The following is a 21,360-nucleotide window of genomic DNA, read 5'->3' on the forward strand; positions in this document are numbered from 1 at the left end:
GTGATGGCCACGTGCGCGGGCGGCTCCACGGGGCTGCGCCGGACGGGTGAGGCTGAGTACCGTTCCGTGCGAGCGCCGGGGACCGGTGTTCGCGGACCTGACGGCGCTCCACGGCGGGGCGACCGGACGACGGAGCGGGATCGGGGAACGGGGCGGAATGGACGCGTACGACGGAGATCCCCATGCCCCGCACGCCCCGCAAGGGCCTGACGGGGCGCGTCCCGCCGAGGACGCCGTGCCGACCTTGCCTCCGCCCTCTCCTCCGCCCCCGTACCCGGATCCGGACCCGGAGATCGCACCCACCGCGGCCTCCGAGGCGGCCGAAGCACCGGCGGCTCCCCGCACCGGCCTGGCCGCGCTCTCGCCCCGCTACCAGATCGGGGCGGCCCTGGCCGTCGCCGTCGTGGCGGTGGCCGCCTGTGCGCACCTCGGGATGGTGTTCCTGAGCGTCGCGCCGGCGAACACGATGACCAAGCAGCACGGCAAGGCGATCGAGGAGTGGATCTACCCCGAGTTCGAGCAGAACTGGAAGCTGTTCGCGCCGAACCCGCTGCAGCAGGACATCGCGGTCCAGGTCCGTGCCCAGGTCCGCATGCGCGACGGCACGACGGCGACCACCGCCTGGAACGACCTGTCCGCGCGCGACGGCGAGGCCATCGACGGCAGCCTCCTGCCCAGCCACACCCGGCAGAACGAACTGCGCCGGGCCTGGGACTTCTTCTCCGCCACGCACGACGCCGAGAACCGCCCGGTGGGCCTGCGCGGCGGGCTCTCCGAGCAGTACCTGCGCCGGATCGCGGTGATGCGCCTGTACCGGGAGGACGCGATGAGCCGGGACGGCGTCATACAGAGCGTGCAGGTCCGCTCCCGGACGACGAACGTGCCGCCGCCCGAGTGGAGCGACGAGCAGGTCTCCGACAAGCCGGTGTTCCGCGTGCTGCCCTGGTGGACGGTGACGGCGGACGAGGCCGCGGGAGGTGTGCGGTGAACCGTCTCGCCCTGTCGGTCTCGCGCGGCATCACCCGCGTCACCGAATCCGCCCTCGGCCCCTACCAGTCCGCCGTGATCCGCATCGGCTTCGCCGGGACCTGGCTGCTGTTCCTGCTGCGCGAGTTCCCCCACCGCCAGGAGCTGTACGGCCCCGACGGCCCGTGGAGTAGGGACCTCGCCCAGCAGCTGACGACGGACAACGGCGCGTTCACGGGCCTGCTGTGGTTCGACGGGCAGGGCTGGTTCGAGACCTTCTACCTGCTGGCCGTCGTCGCGAGCGTCCTGCTGATGCTGGGCTGGCGCACCCGCACCATGTCCGTGCTGTTCATGGTCGGCGTGCTGTCCCTGCAGAACCGCAGCGTCTTCGTGGGCGACGGCGGCGACAACGTGCTGCACCTGATGTCCTTCTATCTGGTGTTCGCGCGCTGCGGGCAGGTGTGGTCAATGGACGCCCGCCGCGCGGCGCGCGAGGAGGCCGCACGCGCGCGTGGAGAGCGGGAGGCCACCGACCGGGTCGGTCCGGTCCTGTGGGCGGTGCTCGGGTCGATACTCGCCGCGGTGACCCTGGCGGGCCGCCTCGGCACCGACTGGATGGTGCCCGCGCTGCTGTGGACGGTGTGGGCGGTGCTCGGCCTGTGGTGGCTGGTCGGCCGTCTCGCGCCGGCGGGCGAGCCCCGGACCCTGCTCGACGTGGTCGCCAACGTCCTGCACAACGGCGCCCTGCTCGTGATCATGGCCGAGGCCTGTCTGATCTACGCCACGGCCGGCTGGTACAAGATCCAGGGTTCGCGCTGGCAGGACGGCACGGCGGTGTACTACCCGCTGCACCTGGACTCCTTCTCGCCCTGGCCCTCCCTCGCCGACCTTTTGTCCTCCAACGGCACGATGGTCATGCTCGTGACCTACGGGACGGTGATCGTGCAGGTCGCCTTCCCGTTCACGCTGTTCAACCGGCGGGTCAAGAACGTCCTGCTGGCCGCGATGATGACCGAGCACGCCGTGATCGCCGTCGTCCTCGGGCTGCCGTTCTTCTCGCTGGCGATGATCGCCACGGACGCGGTCTTCCTGCCGACGTCGTTCCTGCACCGGCTCGGCGGCTGGGCGGCACGCGCGCGTGGGCGGCTGCTTCGGCGCGCGGACCGCACGCTGCCCTCGCCCCGCGCCCCGGAGGAGAGCGAGCCCGCGCGCGTAGGCTTCACGGCATGACCGACCCCGTGACCCTCTGGCGCCGCGGCGCCGACGCCGCCGTGCTGCTCGACGGCTTCCACGCCCTCAAGCACGCGCTGCGTTTCGGGGCCGAGGTCCCGGTGGCGGTCACGACGGACCGGCGGGCGGCGCTCGCCCTCGCCGACGAACTGGCCCCGGACGTACGGGACACCCTGGACGCGCTCCTGACCGAGGTGCCGGAGCGGACGTACGCCTCGCTCGTCGCGCGGCCGCATCCCACCGCCGTCGCCGCCCTGGCCGTACGCCCGCCCCGCGAGGCCAATCTGCGTGCGCTCGCCCAGGTGCCCCGCAGTGCGCCCGTCGTGGTCCTCGACCAGCCGCGCAACCTCGGCAACACGGGCGCGGTGATCCGGCTGGCCGCCGGGTTCGGGGCGACCGGCGTGGTCACCACCGGCACGCTCGACCCCTGGCATCCCACGGTCGTGCGCGGCGGGGCGGGCCTGCACTTCGCGACCGCCGTGGAGCGGCTGGCCGTCGACGAGCTGCCGTCCGGCCCGCTGTTCGCCCTCGACCCGGAGGGCGAGGACATCCGCGGCACGAAGCTGCCGGACGACGCCGTGCTCGCCTTCGGCTCCGAGCGCAGCGGTCTGTCCGCCGAGGTACGGGCGCGTGCCGACCACTTGCTGGCGCTGCCGATGCGCCCCCAGGTCTCCAGCTACAACCTCGCCACCAGTGTGGCCATGACGCTGTACCACTGGAGCGCCACCGGGGGCGCACCGTCCATGCCCGACAGGGCCTAGCCGCCCGGCCGTCCTACGCCTCCCGGCGCACCTCCACCACGCGGAAGCGGTTGGCCACGAACGCGCCGTCGCACAGGGCCGCGTTGGCCGCAGGGTTGCCGCCCGAGCCGTGGAAGTCGGAGAAGGCGGCGGTCTGGTTCACGTACACCCCGCCGGTGAGGTTGAGCGAGAGCTGGGCGGCCTCCTCCAGGCAGACTTCCTGGATCGCCTCATCGACCTGCTCGTCCGTCGTGTACGCGCCGACGGTCATCGCGCCCTTCTCGCGGATGCTGCGGCGCAGCAGCTCCACCGCGTCGGCCGCGGAGTCCATGGCGACGGCGAAGGAGACGGGGCCGAAGCACTCGCTCATGTAGGCGGCCTCGTCGTCCGGCTTGGCGCCGTCCAGCTTGACGATGACGGGCGTGCGGACGACGGCCTGCGGGAACTCCGGGTTGCTGATCTCGCGCGAGGCGAGGGCGACCTCGCCGAGGCCGGCCGCGGCCTCCAGACGGGCCTTGACGTCCGGGTTGACGATCGCGCCGAGCAGGGCGTTCGCGCGCGCGTCGTCCCCGAGGAGACCGTCGACCGCGCGGGCGAGGTCGGCGACGACCTCGTCGTAGGTCTTGGGGCCCTCGTCGGTGCGGATGCCGTCCCGGGGGATCAGCAGGTTCTGCGGGGTGGTGCACATCTGGCCGCTGTACAGGGACAGCGAGAACGCCAGGTTGGACAGCATGCCCTTGTAGTTGCCGGTCGACTCCACGATCACCGTGTTGACGCCGGCCTTCTCCGTGTAGACCTGCGCCTGGCGGGCGTTGGCCTCCAGCCAGTCGCCGAACGCCGTCGAACCGGTGTAGTCGATGATCTTGATCTCGGGGCGGACCGCCAGGGTCTTGGCGATGCCCTCGCCGGGACGCTCGGCGGCCAGGGTGACCAGGTTCGGGTCGAAGCCCGCCGCGGCCAGCACCTCGCGGGCGACGCCCACCGTGAGAGCGAGCGGCAGCACCGCGCGCGGGTGGGGCTTGACCAGGACCGCGTTGCCGGTGGCGAGGGAGGCGAACAGGCCCGGGTAGCCGTTCCACGTCGGGAAGGTGTTGCAGCCGATGACCAGTGCGATGCCGCGCGGGACCGGCGTGAAGCGCTTGGTCAGCGCCAGCGGGTCGCGCTTGCCCTGGGGCTTGGTCCACTCGGCGGTGTCGGGGGTGCGGACCTGCTCCACGTACGCGTACGCCACCGCTTCCAGGCCGCGGTCCTGGGCGTGCGGGCCGCCCGCCTGGAACGCCATCATGAACGCCTGGCCGCTGGTGTGCATGACCGCGTGCGCGAACTCGTGCGTCCGGTCGCTGATGCGCTTGAGGATCTCCAGGCAGACCACGGCCCGGGTCTCGGCGCCCGCGTCCTGCCAAGCCCGCTGGCCGGCCTTCATGGCGGGCAGCAGCGTCTCGATGTCGGCGTGCGGGTAGGTCACGCCCAGCTCGGTCCCGTACGGCGAGACCTCGCCGCCGACCCAGTCGTCCGTGCCGGGCTGGCCCAGGTCGAGGCGGGTGCCCAGGAGGGCGTCGAAGGCGGCCTTGCCGGCCGCCGCGTCCAGACTGCCGTGTTCGCCGTAGGCCTTGGGGTGTTCGGGGTGGGGCGACCAGTACGCCCGGGTCCGGATCGCCTCCAGCGCCTGGTCGAGCGTGGGCCGGTGCTTGGCGATCAGCTCGTGTGCGGTCAGTTCGGCGGCCATGCGGGACCAACTCCTTGCTTCAAGAGCTCTCCGTCGAGCTCATGACCTGGGCAGAACATGGGCAGGAACAGCCAGTCAGGGTTAGAGTAACCGAACGATCGGTCGGTACAAGGGGGCCTGCCGCATCTGTGGAAAACCCCGTGCGGGAGGATCGCGCACATGACAGCACTCGACCTCAGCAGCCCCGTGGCCGTGGTCGGCACCGGCACCATGGGCCAGGGCATCGCCCAGGTCGCGTTGGTCGCGGGCCATCCCGTTCGGCTGTACGACGCCGTCGCCGGACGGGCCCGGGAAGCCGCCGAAGCGATCGGCGCCCGGCTCGACCGGCTCGTCCAGAAGGACCGGCTCACCGGCGCCGACCGGGACGCGGCCCGGGCCCGGCTGCGGGCCGCGGAGAGCCTCTCCGAACTCGCGGACTGCGCCCTGGTCGTCGAGGCGGCGCTGGAGCGGCTCGACGTGAAGCAGCAGCTCTTCCGGGACCTGGAGGACGTCGTCACCGACGACTGTCTGCTCGCCACGAACACCTCGTCCCTGTCGGTGACGGCCATCGGCGGCGCCCTGCGCAACCCCGGCCGCTTCGTGGGCCTGCACTTCTTCAACCCGGCCCCGCTGCTGCCGCTGGTCGAGGTCGTCTCCGGGTTCGCCACCGACGTCACCTCGGCCACGCGCGCGTACGAGACCGCGCGCGCCTGGGGCAAGACGCCGGTCGCCTGCGCCGACACCCCCGGTTTCATCGTCAACCGCATCGCCCGGCCCTTCTACGCCGAGGCCTTCGCCGTCTACGAGGCCCAGGCCGCCGATCCGGCCACCATCGACGCGGTGCTGCGCGAGTCGGGCGGCTTCCGGATGGGCGCCTTCGAGCTGACCGACCTCATCGGGCAGGACGTCAACGAGTCGGTCACGCACTCCGTGTGGGAGTCCTTCTTCAAGGATGTGCGCTTCACGCCCTCGCTGTCCCAGCGGCGGCTGGTCGAATCCGGCCGGCTCGGCCGCAAGACCGGGCACGGCTGGTACGACTACGGCGCCGAGCCCGCCGAGCCGCACACCGCCGAGAAGGAGCGGCCGCCCGCCTACGTCGTCGCCGAGGGCGGCATGGGTCCGGCGGCCGAGCTGCTCCCCCTGATCCGCGAGGCGGGCATCCAGCTGCGCACGGAGGACGAGGACCACGGCACCCGGCTGGTGCTGCCCAGTGGCGGCCAGCTGGTGCTCGCCGACGGCCAGACCTCCGTCGAGTTCCGCGACGTCGTCTACTTCGACCTCGCCCTCGACTACCGCAGGGCCACCCGTATCGCCCTGTCCGCCTCCCAGGACACCTCGCCGCAGACCCTCTCCGAGGCCATCGGCCTCTTCCAGGCGCTCGGCAAGGACGTCAGCGTCATCGGCGACGTCCCCGGCATGATCGTCGCCCGTACGGTCGCCCGGATCGTCGACCTGGCGCACGACGCCGTCGCCAAGGGCGTCGCCACGGAGGAGGACATCGACACCGCGATGTGCCTGGGCGTCAACTACCCCCTGGGTCCCTTCGAGTGGAGCCGCAGGCTGGGCCGCGACTTCGCCTACGACCTCCTGGACGATCTGCATCTGCGCGACCCGTCCGGACGGTACGCACCGTCCCTGGCGCTCTACCGCCTCGCGTACGCCACCGAGAAGCGGGAGGGCACCCCATGACCACGGCCAAGCGCGACACGTACACCCCGGAGACGCTGCTCTCCGTCGCCGTCCGCGTCTTCAACGAGCGCGGCTACGACGGCACCTCCATGGAGCACCTCTCCAGGGCGGCCGGCATCTCCAAGTCGTCGATCTACCACCATGTCGCCGGCAAGGAGGAGCTGCTGCGCCGCGCCGTCAGCCGGGCGCTGGACGGCCTCTTCGGGATCCTCGACGAGGAGCACGCGCGCGTGGGGCGCGCCGTCGACCGTCTGGAGTACGTCGTACGGCGCATGGTCGAGGTGCTCATAACCGAGCTGCCCCATGTGACGCTGCTGCTGCGTGTGCGCGGCAACACCCACACCGAACGATGGGCGCTGGAGCGGCGCCGCGACTTCGACCACCAGGTGGCCGAGCTGCTGAAGGCCGCGGCCGCCGACGGGGACGTACGCGGCGACGTCGAGGTGCGCCTCGCGACCCGGCTGGTCTTCGGGATGATCAACTCGATTGTCGAGTGGTACCGCCCCGACGGGCGCGGCGCGAGCGAGCGCGAGGTGGCCGACGCGGTGGTCCGGCTGGTGTTCTCCGGGCTCCGCGAGAACTGACCTCCGCGGGGGTGAGCCGCAGCCCTGCGGCTCACAGCCCCCGGCTCTCGGTTCCCGGTCTCAGCCCCGGCTCTCAGCCCTCCGGCTCCAGGTCCTCCTCCTCGAACACCAGCAGCGTGCGGGTGCTGAGCACCTCCGGAATCGCCTGGAGCCGCGTGAGCACCAGCTCGCGCAGCGCCCTGTTGTCCGGCGTGTGCACCAGGAGCAGCACGTCGAAGTCGCCGCCCACCAGGGCGATGTGTGAGGCGCCGGGCAGTTGCCTGAGCTGCTCGCGCACCGTGCGCCAGGTGTTCTGCACGATCTTCAGCGTGATGTATGCCGACGTGCCCTGACCTGCCCGTTCGTGGTCCACGCGGGCGCCGAACCCCCGGATGACGCCGTCCTCGACGAGACGGTTGATGCGCGCGTAGGCATTGGCGCGCGAGACATGCACGCGCTCGGCGACCGACCGTACGGACGCGCGGCCGTCCGCCTGGAGTATCTGCAGGATGTCCTGATCAATGGCGTCCAGCGGGCGAGCGGGCGGCGACACGACACCGGTGTCCGGGCCGTCGGCCATTTGTTCAGCTGCCATGTCCCCCCACCTTCCTGCCATGGACGTACTGCGTTCATTCCAGGTTGTGGAGAACCGTTTGTCCACAGCCTGAAGCCGCCTGTAGCCAAAATGTGCCGACGACCGAACAATCGGTAGGTGAGGCGGGTCACAGGCGACACGTCTCCCGTAGCCGCTCCCACGAGGAGGTGCCGTCATGACGGTCATGGAGCAGCGAGGGGCCTACCGGCCTTCGCCGCCGCCCGCCTGGCAGCCCCGTATGGACCCCGCGCCGCTGCTGCCCGACGCCGAGCCGTACCGCGTCCTCGGCACCGAGGCCGCCGCCAAGGCCGACCCGGATCTGCTGCGCCGGCTTTACACCCAGCTGATCCGAGGCCGCCGCTACAACACTCAGGCGACCGCCCTCACCAAGCAGGGCCGCCTCGCCGTCTACCCCTCCAGCACCGGCCAGGAGGCCTGTGAGGTGGCCGCCGCGCTCGCCCTTGAGGAGCGCGACTGGCTCTTCCCGAGCTACCGGGACACGCTCGCCGCCGTCGCCCGCGGCGTCGACCCCGTCGAGGCGCTCACCCTGCTGCGCGGCGACTGGCACACCGGCTACGACCCGTACGCGCACCGCGTGGCCCCCTTGTGCACCCCTCTCGCCACCCAGCTCCCGCACGCGGTCGGGCTCGCCCACGCCGCCCGTCTCAAGGGCGACGACGTGGTCGCGCTCGCGATGGTCGGCGACGGCGGCACCAGCGAGGGCGACTTCCACGAGGCCCTGAACTTCGCCGCCGTCTGGCAGGCGCCGGTCGTCTTCCTCGTCCAGAACAACGGCTTCGCCATCTCCGTCCCGCTCGCCAAGCAGACCGCCGCCCCGTCCCTGGCCCACAAGGCCGTCGGATACGGCATGCCGGGCCGCCTGGTCGACGGCAACGACGCCGCCGCCGTGCACGAGGTGCTCAGCGACGCCGTACGGCACGCGCGCGCGGGTGGCGGCCCCACCCTCATCGAGGCGGTGACGTACCGCATCGACGCCCACACCAACGCCGACGACGCCACCCGCTACCGCGGCGACGCCGAGGTCGAGGCCTGGCGCGCACACGACCCGATCCAGCTGCTGGAGCAGGAGCTGACGACGCGCGGGCTGCTCGACGACGCCGGCATCGAGGCCGCCCGGCAGGACGCCGAGGAGATGGCAGCGGACCTGCGCGCACGCATGAACAAGGACCCCGAGCTCAACCCCATGGACCTCTTCGACCACGTCTACGCCGAGAGCACCGCGCAGCTGCGCGAGCAGCGCGACCTGCTGCGCGCCGAGCTGGAGGCGGAACAGGACGACCAGGAAGGCGACCTTCGATGACCACCGTCGCCGTCAAGCCCGCCACCATGGCGCAGGCGCTGACCCGCGCGCTGCGCGACGCGATGGCCGCCGACCCCGCCGTGCACGTGATGGGCGAGGACGTCGGCACACTCGGCGGCGTCTTCCGGGTCACCGACGGACTCGCCAAGGAGTTCGGCGAGGACCGCTGCACGGACACCCCGCTCGCCGAGGCCGGCATCCTCGGCACCGCCGTCGGCATGGCGATGTACGGACTGCGCCCGGTCGTGGAGATGCAGTTCGACGCCTTCGCCTACCCGGCGTTCGAGCAGCTCATCAGCCACGTCGCGCGGATGCGCAACCGCACGCGGGGCAGGATGCCCCTGCCGATCACCATCCGGGTCCCCTACGGCGGCGGCATCGGCGGCGTCGAGCACCACAGCGACTCGTCCGAGGCGTACTACATGGCGACCCCCGGGCTCCATGTCGTCACGCCCGCCACCGTCGCCGACGCCTACGGCCTGCTGCGCGCCGCCATCGCCTCCGACGACCCGGTCGTCTTCCTGGAGCCCAAGCGGCTGTACTGGTCGAAGGACTCCTGGAACCCCGAGGAGCCGGCGACGGTCGAGCCGATCGGCCGCGCGGTGGTGCGCCGCCAGGGCCGCGGCGCCACGCTCATCACCTACGGGCCGTCCGTGCCGGTCTGCATGGAGGCCGCCGACGCGGCCCAGGCGGAGGGCTGGGACCTCGAAGTCGTCGACCTACGCTCTCTGGTGCCGTTCGACGACGAGACGGTCTGCGCGTCGGTGCGCCGCACCGGGCGCGCGGTCGTCGTGCACGAGGCGAGCGCGTTCGGCGGACCGGGCGGCGAGATCGCGGCCCGGATCACGGAGCGCTGCTTCCACCACCTGGAGGCGCCGGTGCTGCGCGTGGCCGGGTTCGACCTCCCCTATCCGCCGCCGATGCTGGAGAAGCACCACCTGCCCGGCGTCGACCGGATCCTGGACGCCGTGGCGCGGCTGCAGTGGGAGGCCGAGAGCTGATGGCACAGGTGCTGGAGTTCAAGCTCCCCGACCTCGGGGAGGGTCTCACCGAGGCGGAGATCGTCCGCTGGCTGGTGCAGGTCGGCGATGTCGTCGCCATCGACCAGCCGGTCGTCGAGGTCGAGACGGCCAAGGCGATGGTCGAGGTCCCCTGCCCGTACGGCGGTGTGGTCACCGCCCGCTTCGGCGAGGAGGGCACGGAACTGCCCGTGGGCGCGCCGCTGTTGACGGTGGCGGTGGGCCCGGCCGCTTCGGACGGGCCGACCGAGGGCTCGGGGAACGTGCTGGTCGGCTACGGCACGGGAGCGCCCCCGGCGCGACGGCGCAGGGTACGCCCGACGCCCACCGGGTCGTCGGCGTCCACCGGGTCCTCGCCATCCACCGGACCGACGGCACCCGCCGGTTCCTCCGCGGCCACCGGACCGGCGAACGGCTCCGGCGCGAACGGATCCGCGGTCGCGGGCCGGGTACCGGTCACCGCGGCGTTCGACACGGCGTCCGGCAGCGGCAGCGCGGTTCCGGCCGCCGCACAGGCCCTCGCGCGTGGGACCGCGCGGCCTGCCGAGGGTCCCGTCCCCGTGATCTCGCCCCTCGTGCGCAGGCTCGCCCGGGACAACGGCCTGGACCTGCGGCAGCTGGCGGGATCGGGGCCGGACGGGCTGATCCTGCGGGCGGACGTCGAGCACGCGCTGCGGGCCGACACGGCACTCGCCCCCACGGCGGGCGCCCCGGGTCCGCTCACCGCCCCGGCCGAGCGGGCGGCCGCGCCCGCGGCCGCCGCCGTGCGCTCCTCGGCCGTCGCAGCCGGGGGCACCCGCGTTCCCCTCAAGGGCGTTCGCGGGGCGGTGGCCGACAAGCTCTCCCGCAGCCGTCGTGAGATCCCGGACGCCACCTGCTGGGTGGACGCCGACGCGACGGAGCTGATGCGGGCGCGGGCGGCGATGAACGCGTCGGGCGGTCCGAAGATCTCCCTGCTCGCGCTGCTCGCCCGGATCTGCACCGCCGCCCTGGCCCGGTTCCCGGAGCTCAACTCCACCGTGGACATGGAGGCCAGGGAGATCGTCCGCCTGGACCACGTGCACCTCGGATTCGCCGCGCAGACGGACCGCGGGCTCGTCGTGCCCGTCGTACGGGACGCGCACGCCCGGGACGCCGAGGGGCTGACCGCGGAGTTCGCGCGGCTGACCGAGGCCGCGCGGACCGGAACGCTGACCCCCGGGGAGCTGACCGGCGGGACCTTCACGCTGAACAACTACGGAGTGTTCGGCGTCGACGGCTCCACGCCGATCATCAACCACCCCGAGGCGGCCATGCTCGGCGTCGGCCGTATCGTCCCCAAGCCGTGGGTGCACGAGGGCGAGCTGGCGGTGCGGCAGGTCGTCCAGCTCTCGCTCACCTTCGACCACCGGGTGTGCGACGGCGGCACGGCGGGCGGCTTCCTGCGGTACGTGGCGGACTGCGTGGAACAGCCGGCGGTGCTGCTGCGGACGCTGTGACCGGTTCCCTGTGATCAGGGGCGGCACGCATACTCGGAGGGTGACCGCCTCCGAGCCCGCCGCCCCCGCTCCCGATGTGCCGGACGACGCGTCGTCGTCCGGCACGGCCTACGACGCCGTCGTGCTCGCCGGTGGTGCCGCGCGGCGCCTCGGCGGGGCCGACAAGCCCGGCGTGCGGGTCGGCGGCCGCGCGCTGCTCGACCGGGTGCTCACGGCCTGCGCCGGGGCGCGCACGACCGTCGTCGTGGCCGACCCCCGGCCGACCGCCCGGCCGGTGCGCTGGGCGCGCGAGGAACCGCCCGGCGCCGGCCCGGTCGCCGCGCTCGACGCCGGGCTGCGGCACACCACCGCGGAGTACGCCGTCGTCCTCTCCGCCGACCTGCCCTTCCTCGAAGAGGGCACGGTCCGGCGGCTGTTGACCACCCTGCGCGCCGGCGGCGCCGAAGGCGCGCTGCTCACCGACGCGGACGGCCGCGACCAGCCGCTCGTCGCCGCGTACCGTACCGCCGCGCTGCGCCGCGAGCTGGCGGCACTCGCCGACGCCCGGTCCGACGAGGCCGGTTCGACGGACGGCCAAGCCGACCGCGGCGGTCTGACCGGGCTGCCCCTGCGCCGGCTGACCGGTGCGCTCGACCTCACCCGCGTCCCGGACCCGCTCGCGTCCTTCGACTGCGACACCTGGGACGACATCGCAACCGCCAGGGCACGCATCAGGGAGCATGGGCACGTGTTGGATGAATGGATCTCCGCAGTCAAGGACGAGCTGGGCATCGACCTGGACGTCGACACCGGCGTCCTGCTCGACCTCGCCCGCGACGCCGCGCACGGCGTGGCCCGGCCCGCCGCCCCGCTGACCACCTTCCTCGTGGGTTACGCGGCCGCACAGGGCAAGGGAGGCCCCGAAGCGGTCGCCGAGGCCGCCGCCAGGGCCACCGCGCTGGCCCTGCGCTGGGAGGAGGAGAACGCCGCCCCCCAGCCGTCCTCCGGGACCGCCCCCACGGCGCCCGCCCAGCCCGACACCGGCCCGGACGCGGGATGACCGCCCCCGGCACCCGGACCGGCGAGCCCAGCGAGGACACCGACGACCTCGACGTCGAGGAGGCGCTCGCCCTCGTGAGGAACCCCAAGGCGGACCACGGCCACGGCGACCGGACATCTGCGTCCCCGTCCGAGCCCGCTCCGCGCGGCGAGCGCGCGTCCGACGACCGTCACCACCGGGCCACCGCCTGGCCCCGGGCCCGCGAGATCGCTGCACGCGCCGCCCGTTCCGGCACCCGCCGTGCCCCCGTCTCCCTGCCGCTCGGCGACGCCCTGGGGCTCGTCCTGGCCGCTTCCCTCGACGCGCTCACCGACCTCCCCTCCTTCGACACGTCCGCGATGGACGGCTGGGCGGTCGCCGGGCCCGGCCCCTGGGTCGTACGGGACGAGGGCGTGCTGGCCGGGCACGCGCGGCCCGAGCGGCTGACCGACGGCGAGGCGGTACGGATCGCGACCGGCGCCCGCATCCCGGCCGACACCACCGCCGTGCTGCGCAGCGAACACGGCCGCACCGACGGCAAGGGCCGGCTGCACTCCTCGCGCGAACTCGGCCACGGCCAGGACATCCGCCCGCGCGGCCAGGAGTGCCGCACCGGCGACCAGTTGCTGCCCGTCGGCACCCTGATCACGCCGGCCGTACTGGGCCTCGCCGCGGCCGCCGGATACGACACCGTGACCGTCGTCCCCCGCCCCCGTGTCGAAGTCCTCGTCCTCGGTGACGAGTTGCTGACCGAGGGGCTGCCGCGCGAGGGGCTGATCCGCGATGCTCTCGGCCCGATGCTGCCCTCCTGGCTGCGCGCGCTCGGTGCCGAGGTCACCGCCGTACGCCGGCTCGGCGACGACGCCAAGGCTCTGCGCAAGGCGCTCACCTCGTCCGGCGCCGACCTCATCGTGACCACCGGCGGTACCGCCTCCGGGCCCGTCGACCACGTCCACCCCACGCTGGCACGCATCGGCGCCGAACTCCTCGTCGACGGCGTCAAGGTGCGCCCCGGTCACCCCATGCTGCTGGCCCGCATCCGGGAGAACCAGCACCTCGTGGGACTGCCCGGAAACCCCCTCGCGGCCGTCTCCGGCCTGCTCACGCTCGCCGAACCCCTGCTGCGGACCCTCGCCGCGCACCCGGCGCCCGAGCCGTACGCGCTGCCCCTGCGGGAGACGGTGCATGGGCATCCGTACGACACCCGGCTCATCCCCGTGATGCTGCGCGGTGACGGTGCCCGGCCGCTGCACTACAACGGCCCGGCGATGCTGCGCGGCATCGCCGCCGCCGACGCGCTCGCGGTCGTACCACCGGGCGGTGCCCGGCAGGGGCAGGAGGTGGAGCTGCTGGACCTGCCGTGGGCGGCCGCCGGAATCGGGGTGTGTTTCACGTGAAACAACCGGGCCACGACGCCATCGCCCGTCCGGCGGACGAGCCGCTGGTCACCCATCGGGTGAAACTCCCGAAGAAGGTGGTCGAGCGCCCGATCCGCCAGGTCGCCAAACGGCTGTCGCTGGCCCTGCTGGTGCTGGTCGGCACCGCGCTCATCGTCTACGCCGACCACGACGGCTACCACGACAACTCCGACGGCTCCGTGGACTTCCTCGACGCGCTCTACTACGCGACGGTCACCCTCTCCACCACGGGATACGGCGACATCACCCCGGTGAGCGACGGCGCTCGGCTCACCAACATCTTCGTCATCACGCCCCTGCGCGTGTTGTTCCTGATCATCCTGGTCGGCACCACGCTGGAAGTCCTCACCGAACGCACCCGGGAGGAATGGCGACTGAACCGCTGGAGTCAACGATTTGCCAGATGTGCCACAGCGCCTCCGGGGTGCGCGCCCGCATACTGGTTGATCGCGAACGCGCTGTATCGGCTCCTTCGCGGCGCGGCAGGGTCATCAACTTGCGGAATGGCGCGGACTCGGTCCAGTGAAGGGGCCCTGCCCAGGACGGTTGCGACCCGTGATCACACCAGCCACTGCATGCTCCTTGCATAGCCTTCACCGGCGTCGGCGCGTGCGGGTAGGCAGGAGAGGCGTTGCTGCTGTCCACACGCGGGTGGGTAGCGACGGTGACCGCATGCAGTAATCGGCTCGCCCGTATGGACCCTTTTCAAAGTTTTGGTGCGGGCTTGTGCTGATCATGGCACTTAGCGTCGGCTGCGGCGCTCCTCAGCGCCGCGGCGGTCCCGTATGTCCATGCCAGGGCGTCGATCGCTGCCTTCATCCGGAGCACGCCAATGCACCTCGGTGTGGTGCATTGCAGGAGGTCTGCATGTCGGGAATCGCGGTGCGGGGGGCATCGGAGCAGGGGAGTACGGAGCGAAGTCGTGGGGGCACGGGTGCGTGGTGGGTGCTGGTGCGCACCTGGGTGGCGGGACTTGCGGTCCTGGCCGGCCTGGCCGTTCCGCTCGCTGTGGCCACGCCCGCCGCCGCGCAGACGGGCACCTTCACCTACGTCACCAACTTCGGCTCGGACAGCGTGTCGGTGGTCGACACCGCCACCAACACCGTCACCGCCACAGTCCCCGTCGGCGACGGCCCCTTCGACGTGGCGGTCACCCCGGACGGCACCCGCGCCTACGTCGCCAACAACAACTCGGACAACGTGTCCGTGATCGACACCACCACCAACACCGTCACCGCGACCGTCCCCGTCGGCGACATGCCGCGCGGCGTGGCGATCACCCCCGACGGCACCCGCGCCTACGTCACCAACCTCGGCTCCGACGACGTGTCCGTGATCGACACCGCCATCAACACCGTCATCGGGAGTCCCATCCCCGTCGGCAACGGGCCCCGCAGCGTGGCGATCACCCCGGACGGCGCCCGTGCCTACGTGGTCAACACCATCTCAAGCGATGTGTCGGTGATCGACACCGCCACCAACACCGTCATCGCCACCGTCCCCGTCGGCGTCAACCCCGTCGGCGTGGCGATCACCCCCGACGGCACCCGCGCATACGTCGCCAACACCAGCTCGGGCAGCGTGTCGGTGGTCGACACCGCCACCAACACCGTCACCACCAACATCCTCGTCGGCCTTGCCCCCATCGGTGTGGCGATCACCCCCGACGGCGCCCGCGCCTACGTCACCGACAACGTTCAGGCCAATGTGCGGGTGATCGATACCGCCACCAACACCGTCATCGGGAACCCCATCCCCGTCGGCCTCAGCCCGAACGAGGTGGCGATCACCCCGGACGGTACCCGCGCCTACGTCGCCAACGCCGGCTCCGACAGCGTGTCCGTGATCGACACCACCACCAACACCGTCACCACCACCGTCCCCGTCGGTGACGTTCCCGTTGGCGTGGCGATCGGGACCCTCGCCGCCGAGCGCACCCCGACCACCCTGACCCTGAAGGTGAAGAAGGGGAAGGACGCCCGGGGCAACAACGGTGTCACCCTGAAGGCCAAGCTGACCGCCGAGGGCCAGCCCCTGGAAGGCAAGACCATCGACTTCACCACCGACTCCACCCTGCTGTGCACCGAGACGACCAACAGCAACGGCAAGGCCACCTGCAAGGCCCCGGGCAAGCAGGACAAGAAGACGTGCTACACCGCTACGTTCGCCGGTGACGACACGTACGAGCCCTCCACCGCCACCGTCTGCAAGAAGTACCACTACAGCAAGGCCGACACCTGGCCAGGACTGCTCGACCCGACCGACGTCCATGACGGTGTGACCGACATGGTGCAGCCCGCCATGGCCTCGGCGGGCCTGCCGGACTGAGACCACCGATTGTCGTTCGACCGATGGCGTACGGACCAGGCGCAGGGAGTCCATGACGACCTGGTCCGTACGCCCCGGTCACCTCGACACCACAACCGCTGGCAATAGGGCTCCGAACGGCACTTCGCAGAGCGAGAGGTTTGGCGCCGGCGTCGAGCCCAAGCCAAGGTCATTTCTTGATGGTCGTGATCCGCTGGAGGTCCACCGTGCGCGATCACACCGTCGTCATCGGCTTCGGAACGAAGGGGCGGTCCGCGATCGAGACCGTGTGCGGGGCGGGGCTGAGGAAGGACCAGGTCGTCGTGGTCGACCCCAGCTCGAAGGTGATCGATGCGGCGACGGCGGACGGCTTCACGGGCGTGATCGGTGACGGGACACGCAGCGAGGTACTGAAGCGGGCCGAGGTGGAGAAGGCGCGGCAGATCGTCGTCGCTCCGCAGCGCGACGACACCGCCGTCCTGGTCACGCTCACCGCCCGGCAGCTCAACCGGCGCGCGAAGATCGTGGCCGCGGTGCGGGAGGAGGAGAACGCGCCGCTGCTCAAGCAGTCCGGCGCCGACGCCGTCATCACCAGCGCCAGCGCGGCCGGCCGACTGCTCGGCCTGTCGGTGCTCAGCCCGGCCGCCGGCATGGTCATGGAGGACCTCATCCAGCAGGGCAGCGGCCTCGACCTCATGGAGCGCCCCGTCGTCAAGGCCGAGGTGGGCAAGGAGCCGCGCGAGACCGACGACCTGGTGGTGAGCGTCGTGCGCGGGCACCGGGTGCTCGGTTACGACGATCCGTCCATCGGCGCCCTCCAGATGACGGACCGTCTGATCACGATCGTGCGGGCGACGCCGGGCGCGAGGGTCACCCCGGACATGCGGCCGCTGCCGCGGGACTGAACCGGCCCGAGGAGGCCGGCCCGGCCGGGTGGCACGGACCAGGACCCGGCGGGGGTGAGCGGGACCAGCCGGGGTGGTGAGGGGCAGGGCGGGGCTAGGGCCTGTCGTCAAATTCCCGTCGTCGCCCGAAGGGCGGCCGTGCGGCGTCTGGTGCGTGCTCTCGGCGTGCCGGGCGGAAGTCCTCGTACTGGACGTACTTGGGCTTTCGCCCGGTGCGGCGGGAGTACGTGCCAGGCGTCGCGGGGCAGACGGGAATTTGACGACAGGCCCTAGGCGGAGGCCGGGTTGGTGGGGAGTAGCGTCGGCTCCATGCATGCGATCACGATTCCCGAACCTGGTGGGCCCGAGGCGCTGGTGTGGGACGAGGTCCCCGATCCGGCGCCCGGCGAGGGCGAGGTACTGGTCGAGGTGGTGGCCAGTGCCGTCAACCGGGCCGACGTCCTGCAGCGGCAGGGCTTCTACAACCCGCCGCCCGGCGCGTCCCCTTACCCCGGACTCGAGTGCTCCGGCCGGATCGCCGAGCTGGGCCCCGGGGTCTCCGGCTGGGCCGTCGGCGACGAGGTGTGCGCGCTGCTCTCGGGTGGTGGCTACGCCGAGAAGGTCGTCGTCCCGGCGGGGCAGCTGCTGCCGGTCCCCGAGGGCGTGAACCTCACCCAGGCCGCCGCGCTGCCCGAGGTGGTCTGCACGGTGTGGTCGAACGTCTTCATGATCTCCCACCTGCGGCCCGGGGAGACCTTCCTGGTGCACGGCGGCTCCAGCGGCATCGGCACGATGGCGATCCAGCTGGGCAAGGCGGTCGGCGCGAAGGTCGCGGTCACGGCCGGTTCGAAGGAGAAGCTCGACCGCTGCGCCGAGCTGGGCGCCGACATCCTGGTCAACTACAAGGAGCAGGACTTCGTCGCCGAGGTGCGGGAGGCCACCGGCGGAGCGGGTGCCGACGTCATCCTCGACAACATGGGCGCCAAGTACCTGGACCGCAACGTGCAGAGCCTCGCCGTCAACGGCCGGCTCGCGATCATCGGTATGCAGGGCGGCGTCAAGGGCGAGCTGAACATCGCCGCGCTCCTCAACAAGCGGGCCGCCATCAGCGCGACCTCGCTGCGCGCCCGTCCGGCGACGGAGAAGGCGGCCATCGTCGCGGCTGTCCGCGAGCACGTGTGGCCGCTGCTCGCCGCCGGTCACGTCCGCCCGGTCGTCGACCGTGAACTGCCCATGCCGCAGGCGGCGGAGGCACACCGCGTCCTGGAGGAGAGCGGCCACATCGGCAAGGTGCTGCTGGTGGCGCCGTAGCGCGGCCGGCGGTGTCCTACCCCCTGCGCACCCGCAGCGCCACGAACGCCAGGCCCAGGCCGAGGCCGATCAGGACCAGGCCGCTGCCCAGGGGGAGGATCCGCAGGACGGGCTCGGAGGCGTCCTCACCGGCGTGGGTGACCGTGTCGTGCGCCTGGCGCGGCGGGACGGCCGAGGGCACCAGTCCGGCCTCCCGGGGCGTGTCGGAGGCGGCCGGGGCGGACGGGGCGTCCGACGTCCCGGGGGCGGTCTCGTCGCCCTCCCCGGGATCGGCTGCCTCCTGGGAGGCACCGCCGTCCTGGTCGGACGAGGCGTCGTCGTGGTCACCCTCGATCTCCTCCGCGGGCCCGTCCGGCCGCCCCGGCCGCACCTTCCCCTCACCGGCCAGGCTCCCGGCCCGCGAGGGCTCGGCGGAGGCGGAGGCGGAGGGGGCGCGGGACGAGGGGGCGCGGGACGAAGGGGAGCGGGAGCCGGACGGGGAGCCCGCGGGCACTCTCGAAGAAGAGCCCGAAGAAGAGCCCGAAGGAGAACCCGCGGGGGAGCCCGAGGGGGTCGACTCGGCGGCGTACGACGCGGTGGCACCGTACGGCAGGACGACCGCCGCGAGGACGAGCAGCAGCCGTGCAACGCGGAACGTGCAGCGCAGCCAGGGAGTCACGTCGCCGACTCCTTCCGGGAGCCCAGTCGCCAAGACCGACGCAGACAAGCCTCACATTCGACCACCGAACCGGCATTCTGGATTCCGCCGTCAGGTCTAAACGGTGGATCATCCCCCATGGGGGGCACCACGGTGGTGAGGTGTACGGGTGCGAGAGAATGGCGGCATGGAGATGCCGAGGAACGACAGGTCGCCGGAGAACCCTCAGATCCTGGTCCTGGGCCAGGACGGCATGGCGCTCGGTGGCACAGGAGACGAGGACTCCCGCGAGACCCCGGTGACGGATCAGGTGGAGCAGCCCGCCAAGGTCATGCGGATCGGCAGCATGATCAAGCAGCTTCTGGAGGAAGTGCGCGCGGCTCCCCTGGACGAGGCCAGCCGGGTCCGGCTCAAGGAGATCCACGCGAGCTCGGTGAAGGAGCTGGAGGACGGCCTGGCACCGGAGCTCGTCGAGGAGCTGGAGCGGCTCTCCCTGCCCTTCACGGACGACGTGACCCCGAGCGACGCGGAACTGCGCATCGCGCAGGCCCAGTTGGTGGGCTGGCTGGAGGGTCTCTTCCACGGGATCCAGACCACGCTGTTCGCCCAGCAGATGGCCGCGCGGGCCCAGCTGGAGCAGATGCGCCGGGCGCTTCCGCCGGGCGTGGGCGACGGCCAGGACGACCAGCGCACCGGCGGCCGCGCGGGCGGACCGTACCTGTAGACCCCATCCACCACAAAGGGCCCGGCACAGCCTGCCGGGCCCTTTCCTACGCGCGCGATCCCACGCGCGAGAGTCCGGGGATCAGCCGGTCGCCGGGTTGCCCGTCGAGACGTTGAGCTGGATCTCGACGTTCTTCGGGTCGACGTCCGAGTCGGCGGCCGGGAACTGGGTGATCACCGTGCCGTCGCCGTACGTGTTCTCGTCGACCGGCACCGTTTTGACCCGCCAGCCCGCGGCCTGCGCACAGGCCTTGACCGACTTGATGTACTTGAACCGGAAGTCCGGGAGCCGGACCTTGTTCGGGTCGTCGTAGGACTCGGTCGGCTCGGTGCACTCGGTGGTTTCGAGCGTCTTCGAGGTGTCCGGACCGCGGTAGCCCGCCGCGTGCGACGACGGGGCCGAGGCGCTCGCGCTGCTGTCGCCGCCCTTGGGGTCGTCGCCGCCGCCGGTCTTCAGCGACAGCGCGACGATCAGGCCGGCGACCGCGACGAGGGACACCACGACGGAGCCGATGATCACCGACTTGTTGCTCTTGCGGCCGCCCCCGCCGGAGCCCTGGACCGTGGTCTGGGGCGTGATGCTGTATGGCGGCGGGGTCGATGGCGCCTGCTGGCCGTACGCGGCGGGCGGCGTCGGGTAGCCGCCCTGCTGCGGGTAGCCGTAGGCCGGGGACTGCGGCGCGGGCGCCGGGGTGCCGTACGGGTTCTGGACCGGGGCCGGCTGGTACGGCGTCTGGACGGGCCCGGTGGGCGCCGGGGCCGCCTGGTCGACCGGCGGGAACACCGCGGAGCCGACGCCGGCGCCGCTCGGCGTGGGCGCGCCCGGCACGATGCTCGGCGCGGCCGCCTGGAAGGAGGCGGCGACACGCAGGCACTCGTCGCGCATCGACTCGGCGGTCGGGAAGCGCTCGTTCGGGTTCTTCTTCAGCGCGCGGGCGACCAGCGCGTCCACGGCCGGGGGCAGCGAACGGTTGACCGAGGACGGGGCGACCGGCTCCTCCTGCACATGCGCGTACGCGATGGCCAGCGGGGAGTCCGCGTCGAACGGCAGCCGTCCGGTGACCAGCTGGAACAGCATGATGCCGACCGAGTAGAGGTCGGAGCGGGCGTCCACGCCGCGGCCGAGCGCCTGCTCCGGGGAGAGGTACTGCGGGGTGCCGACGACCATGCCCGTCTGCGTCATCGACGTGACGCCGGACTGCATGGCGCGGGCGATGCCGAAGTCCATGACCTTGACGACGCCGCGCTTGGTCATCATGACGTTGCCCGGCTTGATGTCGCGGTGGACCAGCCCCATCTCGTGGCTGATCTCCAGCGCGGCCAGCACGTCCGCCGTGACCTTCAGGGCCTTGTCGGCGGGCATCGCGCCCTGCTCCCGGATGTCCGCGTCGAGGACGGAGCCCAGCGGGCGGCCCTCGATGTACTCCATGACGATGTACGGAGTGGTCATCCCGTCGAGGTCGTCCTCGCCGGTGTCGAAGACCGAGACGATGTTGGTGTGCGTGAGCTTCGCCACGGCCTGGGCCTCGCGGCGGAACCGCTCGCGGAAGGCCTGCTCGCGACCGAGCTCGGTGTGCAGTGTCTTGATCGCGACCTGGCGGTCGAGCACGGCGTCGTACGCCAGGTGCACCGAGGCCATGCCGCCCTCGCCGAGCAAGTCGCGCAGCTGGTAGCGGCCGCCGGCCAGCGCCCGACCCGCGTACCGGCCCTGTGCGCCGTCCACGCTCATGTTTCCGCGTCCCCCACTAGGCCGTCA

17 protein-coding genes and 2 pseudogenes are annotated in these 21,360 nt (G+C 72.2%); 15 read left to right on the forward strand and 4 right to left on the reverse strand.

The genetic code is table 11. The features are described 5' to 3' along the window. Positions 1 to 157 precede the first annotated feature (157 nt). Genes IPZ69_RS01780 through IPZ69_RS01790 form a run of 3 tightly spaced genes read left to right on the forward strand, consistent with a single transcriptional unit; the run spans position 158 to position 2,957 of the window. A complete protein-coding gene (locus IPZ69_RS01780) occupies positions 158 to 988 on the forward strand; it encodes a DUF5819 family protein (protein ID WP_235451822.1) in 831 nt (276 codons plus the stop codon). Beyond that, positions 985 to 2,196 (forward strand): HTTM domain-containing protein, encoded by a 1,212-nt coding sequence (locus IPZ69_RS01785; protein ID WP_235451823.1) that lies wholly within the window; start codon positions 985 to 987, stop codon positions 2,194 to 2,196. Before IPZ69_RS01780 ends, IPZ69_RS01785 begins: the two co-directional genes overlap by 4 nt. After that, positions 2,193 to 2,957, forward strand: coding sequence for a TrmH family RNA methyltransferase (locus tag IPZ69_RS01790; protein WP_235451824.1), 765 nt, complete (start codon positions 2,193 to 2,195; stop codon positions 2,955 to 2,957). Before IPZ69_RS01785 ends, IPZ69_RS01790 begins: the two co-directional genes overlap by 4 nt. Positions 2,958 to 2,970: 13 nt before the next feature. Here the strand turns inward: IPZ69_RS01790 and paaN are convergent, their stop codons facing one another. Then, positions 2,971 to 4,662, reverse strand: coding sequence for a phenylacetic acid degradation protein PaaN (gene paaN, locus IPZ69_RS01795; RefSeq protein WP_235451825.1), 1,692 nt, complete (start codon positions 4,660 to 4,662; stop codon positions 2,971 to 2,973). A 159-nt stretch (positions 4,663 to 4,821) separates the two neighbouring features. Between paaN and IPZ69_RS01800 the strand changes: the two genes are divergently transcribed. Beyond that, positions 4,822 to 6,330, forward strand: a complete 1,509-nt coding sequence (locus IPZ69_RS01800; RefSeq protein WP_235451826.1) for a 3-hydroxyacyl-CoA dehydrogenase — start codon at positions 4,822 to 4,824, stop codon at positions 6,328 to 6,330. Next, the gene (locus tag IPZ69_RS01805) at positions 6,327 to 6,914 is read left to right on the forward strand and encodes a TetR/AcrR family transcriptional regulator (RefSeq protein WP_235451827.1); all 588 of its coding nucleotides are present in this window, start codon (positions 6,327 to 6,329) and stop codon (positions 6,912 to 6,914) included. The genes IPZ69_RS01800 and IPZ69_RS01805 overlap by 4 nt, the downstream gene beginning before the upstream one ends. Before the next feature lie 73 nt (positions 6,915 to 6,987). Here IPZ69_RS01805 and IPZ69_RS01810 read toward each other — a convergent pair whose 3' ends face one another. Continuing rightward, on the reverse strand, positions 6,988 to 7,473 hold the full coding sequence (locus IPZ69_RS01810) for an Lrp/AsnC family transcriptional regulator (RefSeq protein WP_235451867.1): 486 nt from the start codon (positions 7,471 to 7,473) through the stop codon (positions 6,988 to 6,990). A gap of 190 nt (positions 7,474 to 7,663) precedes the next feature. Between IPZ69_RS01810 and pdhA the strand changes: the two genes are divergently transcribed. The 9 genes and pseudogenes from pdhA (at position 7,664) to IPZ69_RS01855 (ending at position 18,244) form a co-directional block, all read left to right on the forward strand. Then, the gene (gene pdhA, locus IPZ69_RS01815) at positions 7,664 to 8,809 is read left to right on the forward strand and encodes a pyruvate dehydrogenase (acetyl-transferring) E1 component subunit alpha (RefSeq protein ID WP_235451828.1); all 1,146 of its coding nucleotides are present in this window, start codon (positions 7,664 to 7,666) and stop codon (positions 8,807 to 8,809) included. Continuing rightward, positions 8,806 to 9,810 (forward strand): alpha-ketoacid dehydrogenase subunit beta, encoded by a 1,005-nt coding sequence (locus IPZ69_RS01820; protein ID WP_235451829.1) that lies wholly within the window; start codon positions 8,806 to 8,808, stop codon positions 9,808 to 9,810. Before pdhA ends, IPZ69_RS01820 begins: the two co-directional genes overlap by 4 nt. Continuing rightward, a complete protein-coding gene (locus IPZ69_RS01825) occupies positions 9,810 to 11,306 on the forward strand; it encodes a dihydrolipoamide acetyltransferase family protein (protein WP_235451830.1) in 1,497 nt (498 codons plus the stop codon). The genes IPZ69_RS01820 and IPZ69_RS01825 overlap by 1 nt, the downstream gene beginning before the upstream one ends. A gap of 40 nt (positions 11,307 to 11,346) precedes the next feature. Next, complete coding sequence (locus tag IPZ69_RS47680) at positions 11,347 to 12,345, forward strand: NTP transferase domain-containing protein (RefSeq protein ID WP_374292578.1); 999 nt, start codon at positions 11,347 to 11,349, stop codon at positions 12,343 to 12,345. Beyond that, positions 12,342 to 13,721, forward strand: coding sequence for a molybdopterin molybdotransferase MoeA (locus tag IPZ69_RS01835; protein WP_374292580.1), 1,380 nt, complete (start codon positions 12,342 to 12,344; stop codon positions 13,719 to 13,721). The genes IPZ69_RS47680 and IPZ69_RS01835 overlap by 4 nt, the downstream gene beginning before the upstream one ends. Next, positions 13,718 to 14,128, forward strand: a pseudogene (locus IPZ69_RS01840) (potassium channel family protein); the annotation flags it as partial. The gene IPZ69_RS01835 and the pseudogene IPZ69_RS01840, both read left to right, overlap by 4 nt. A 559-nt stretch (positions 14,129 to 14,687) precedes the next feature. Continuing rightward, a complete protein-coding gene (locus IPZ69_RS01845) occupies positions 14,688 to 16,070 on the forward strand; it encodes a beta-propeller fold lactonase family protein (RefSeq protein ID WP_235451831.1) in 1,383 nt (460 codons plus the stop codon). 191 nt (positions 16,071 to 16,261) lie between these two features. Further along, positions 16,262 to 16,954: pseudogene (locus tag IPZ69_RS01850) on the forward strand (potassium channel family protein); the annotation flags it as partial. Between the two features lie 309 nt (positions 16,955 to 17,263). Next, entirely contained in the window at positions 17,264 to 18,244 is a 981-nt protein-coding gene (locus tag IPZ69_RS01855; RefSeq protein ID WP_235451832.1) for an NAD(P)H-quinone oxidoreductase, read from the forward strand. A gap of 16 nt (positions 18,245 to 18,260) precedes the next feature. Here IPZ69_RS01855 and IPZ69_RS01860 read toward each other — a convergent pair whose 3' ends face one another. Further along, positions 18,261 to 18,902, reverse strand: a complete 642-nt coding sequence (locus IPZ69_RS01860) for a hypothetical protein (RefSeq protein WP_235451833.1) — start codon at positions 18,900 to 18,902, stop codon at positions 18,261 to 18,263. 166 nt (positions 18,903 to 19,068) lie between these two features. Between IPZ69_RS01860 and IPZ69_RS01865 the strand changes: the two genes are divergently transcribed. Continuing rightward, positions 19,069 to 19,605, forward strand: a complete 537-nt coding sequence (locus tag IPZ69_RS01865) for a bacterial proteasome activator family protein (RefSeq protein WP_235451834.1) — start codon at positions 19,069 to 19,071, stop codon at positions 19,603 to 19,605. 81 nt (positions 19,606 to 19,686) lie between these two features. On the opposite strand, the gene IPZ69_RS01870 is transcribed toward IPZ69_RS01865, so the two are convergent. After that, positions 19,687 to 21,333, reverse strand: a complete 1,647-nt coding sequence (locus IPZ69_RS01870; RefSeq protein ID WP_235451835.1) for a Stk1 family PASTA domain-containing Ser/Thr kinase — start codon at positions 21,331 to 21,333, stop codon at positions 19,687 to 19,689. Between the last annotated feature and the right edge of the window lie 27 nt (positions 21,334 to 21,360).

The organism is Streptomyces olivochromogenes (assembly GCF_021538895.1).
Lineage (GTDB): Bacteria > Actinomycetota > Actinomycetes > Streptomycetales > Streptomycetaceae > Streptomyces > Streptomyces olivochromogenes_A.

Excerpts from the sequence above, each read along its gene's own strand:
- IPZ69_RS01800 (WP_235451826.1), top strand. The coding sequence starts at position 4,822 with ATGACAGCACTCGACCTCAGCAGCCCCGTGGCCGTGGTCGGCACCGGC.
- IPZ69_RS01825 (WP_235451830.1), top strand. The coding sequence starts at position 9,810 with ATGGCACAGGTGCTGGAGTTCAAGCTCCCCGACCTCGGGGAGGGTCTC.
- IPZ69_RS01780 (WP_235451822.1), top strand. The coding sequence starts at position 158 with ATGGACGCGTACGACGGAGATCCCCATGCCCCGCACGCCCCGCAAGGG.
- IPZ69_RS01855 (WP_235451832.1), top strand. The coding sequence starts at position 17,264 with ATGCATGCGATCACGATTCCCGAACCTGGTGGGCCCGAGGCGCTGGTG.
- pdhA (WP_235451828.1), top strand. The coding sequence starts at position 7,664 with ATGACGGTCATGGAGCAGCGAGGGGCCTACCGGCCTTCGCCGCCGCCC.
- IPZ69_RS01820 (WP_235451829.1), top strand. The coding sequence starts at position 8,806 with ATGACCACCGTCGCCGTCAAGCCCGCCACCATGGCGCAGGCGCTGACC.
- IPZ69_RS01865 (WP_235451834.1), top strand. The coding sequence starts at position 19,069 with ATGGAGATGCCGAGGAACGACAGGTCGCCGGAGAACCCTCAGATCCTG.
- IPZ69_RS01805 (WP_235451827.1), top strand. The coding sequence starts at position 6,327 with ATGACCACGGCCAAGCGCGACACGTACACCCCGGAGACGCTGCTCTCC.
- IPZ69_RS01810 (WP_235451867.1), bottom strand. The coding sequence starts at position 7,473 with ATGGCCGACGGCCCGGACACCGGTGTCGTGTCGCCGCCCGCTCGCCCG.
- IPZ69_RS01835 (WP_374292580.1), top strand. The coding sequence starts at position 12,342 with ATGACCGCCCCCGGCACCCGGACCGGCGAGCCCAGCGAGGACACCGAC.
- paaN (WP_235451825.1), bottom strand. The coding sequence starts at position 4,662 with ATGGCCGCCGAACTGACCGCACACGAGCTGATCGCCAAGCACCGGCCC.
- IPZ69_RS01870 (WP_235451835.1), bottom strand. The coding sequence starts at position 21,333 with ATGAGCGTGGACGGCGCACAGGGCCGGTACGCGGGTCGGGCGCTGGCC.
- IPZ69_RS01790 (WP_235451824.1), top strand. The coding sequence starts at position 2,193 with ATGACCGACCCCGTGACCCTCTGGCGCCGCGGCGCCGACGCCGCCGTG.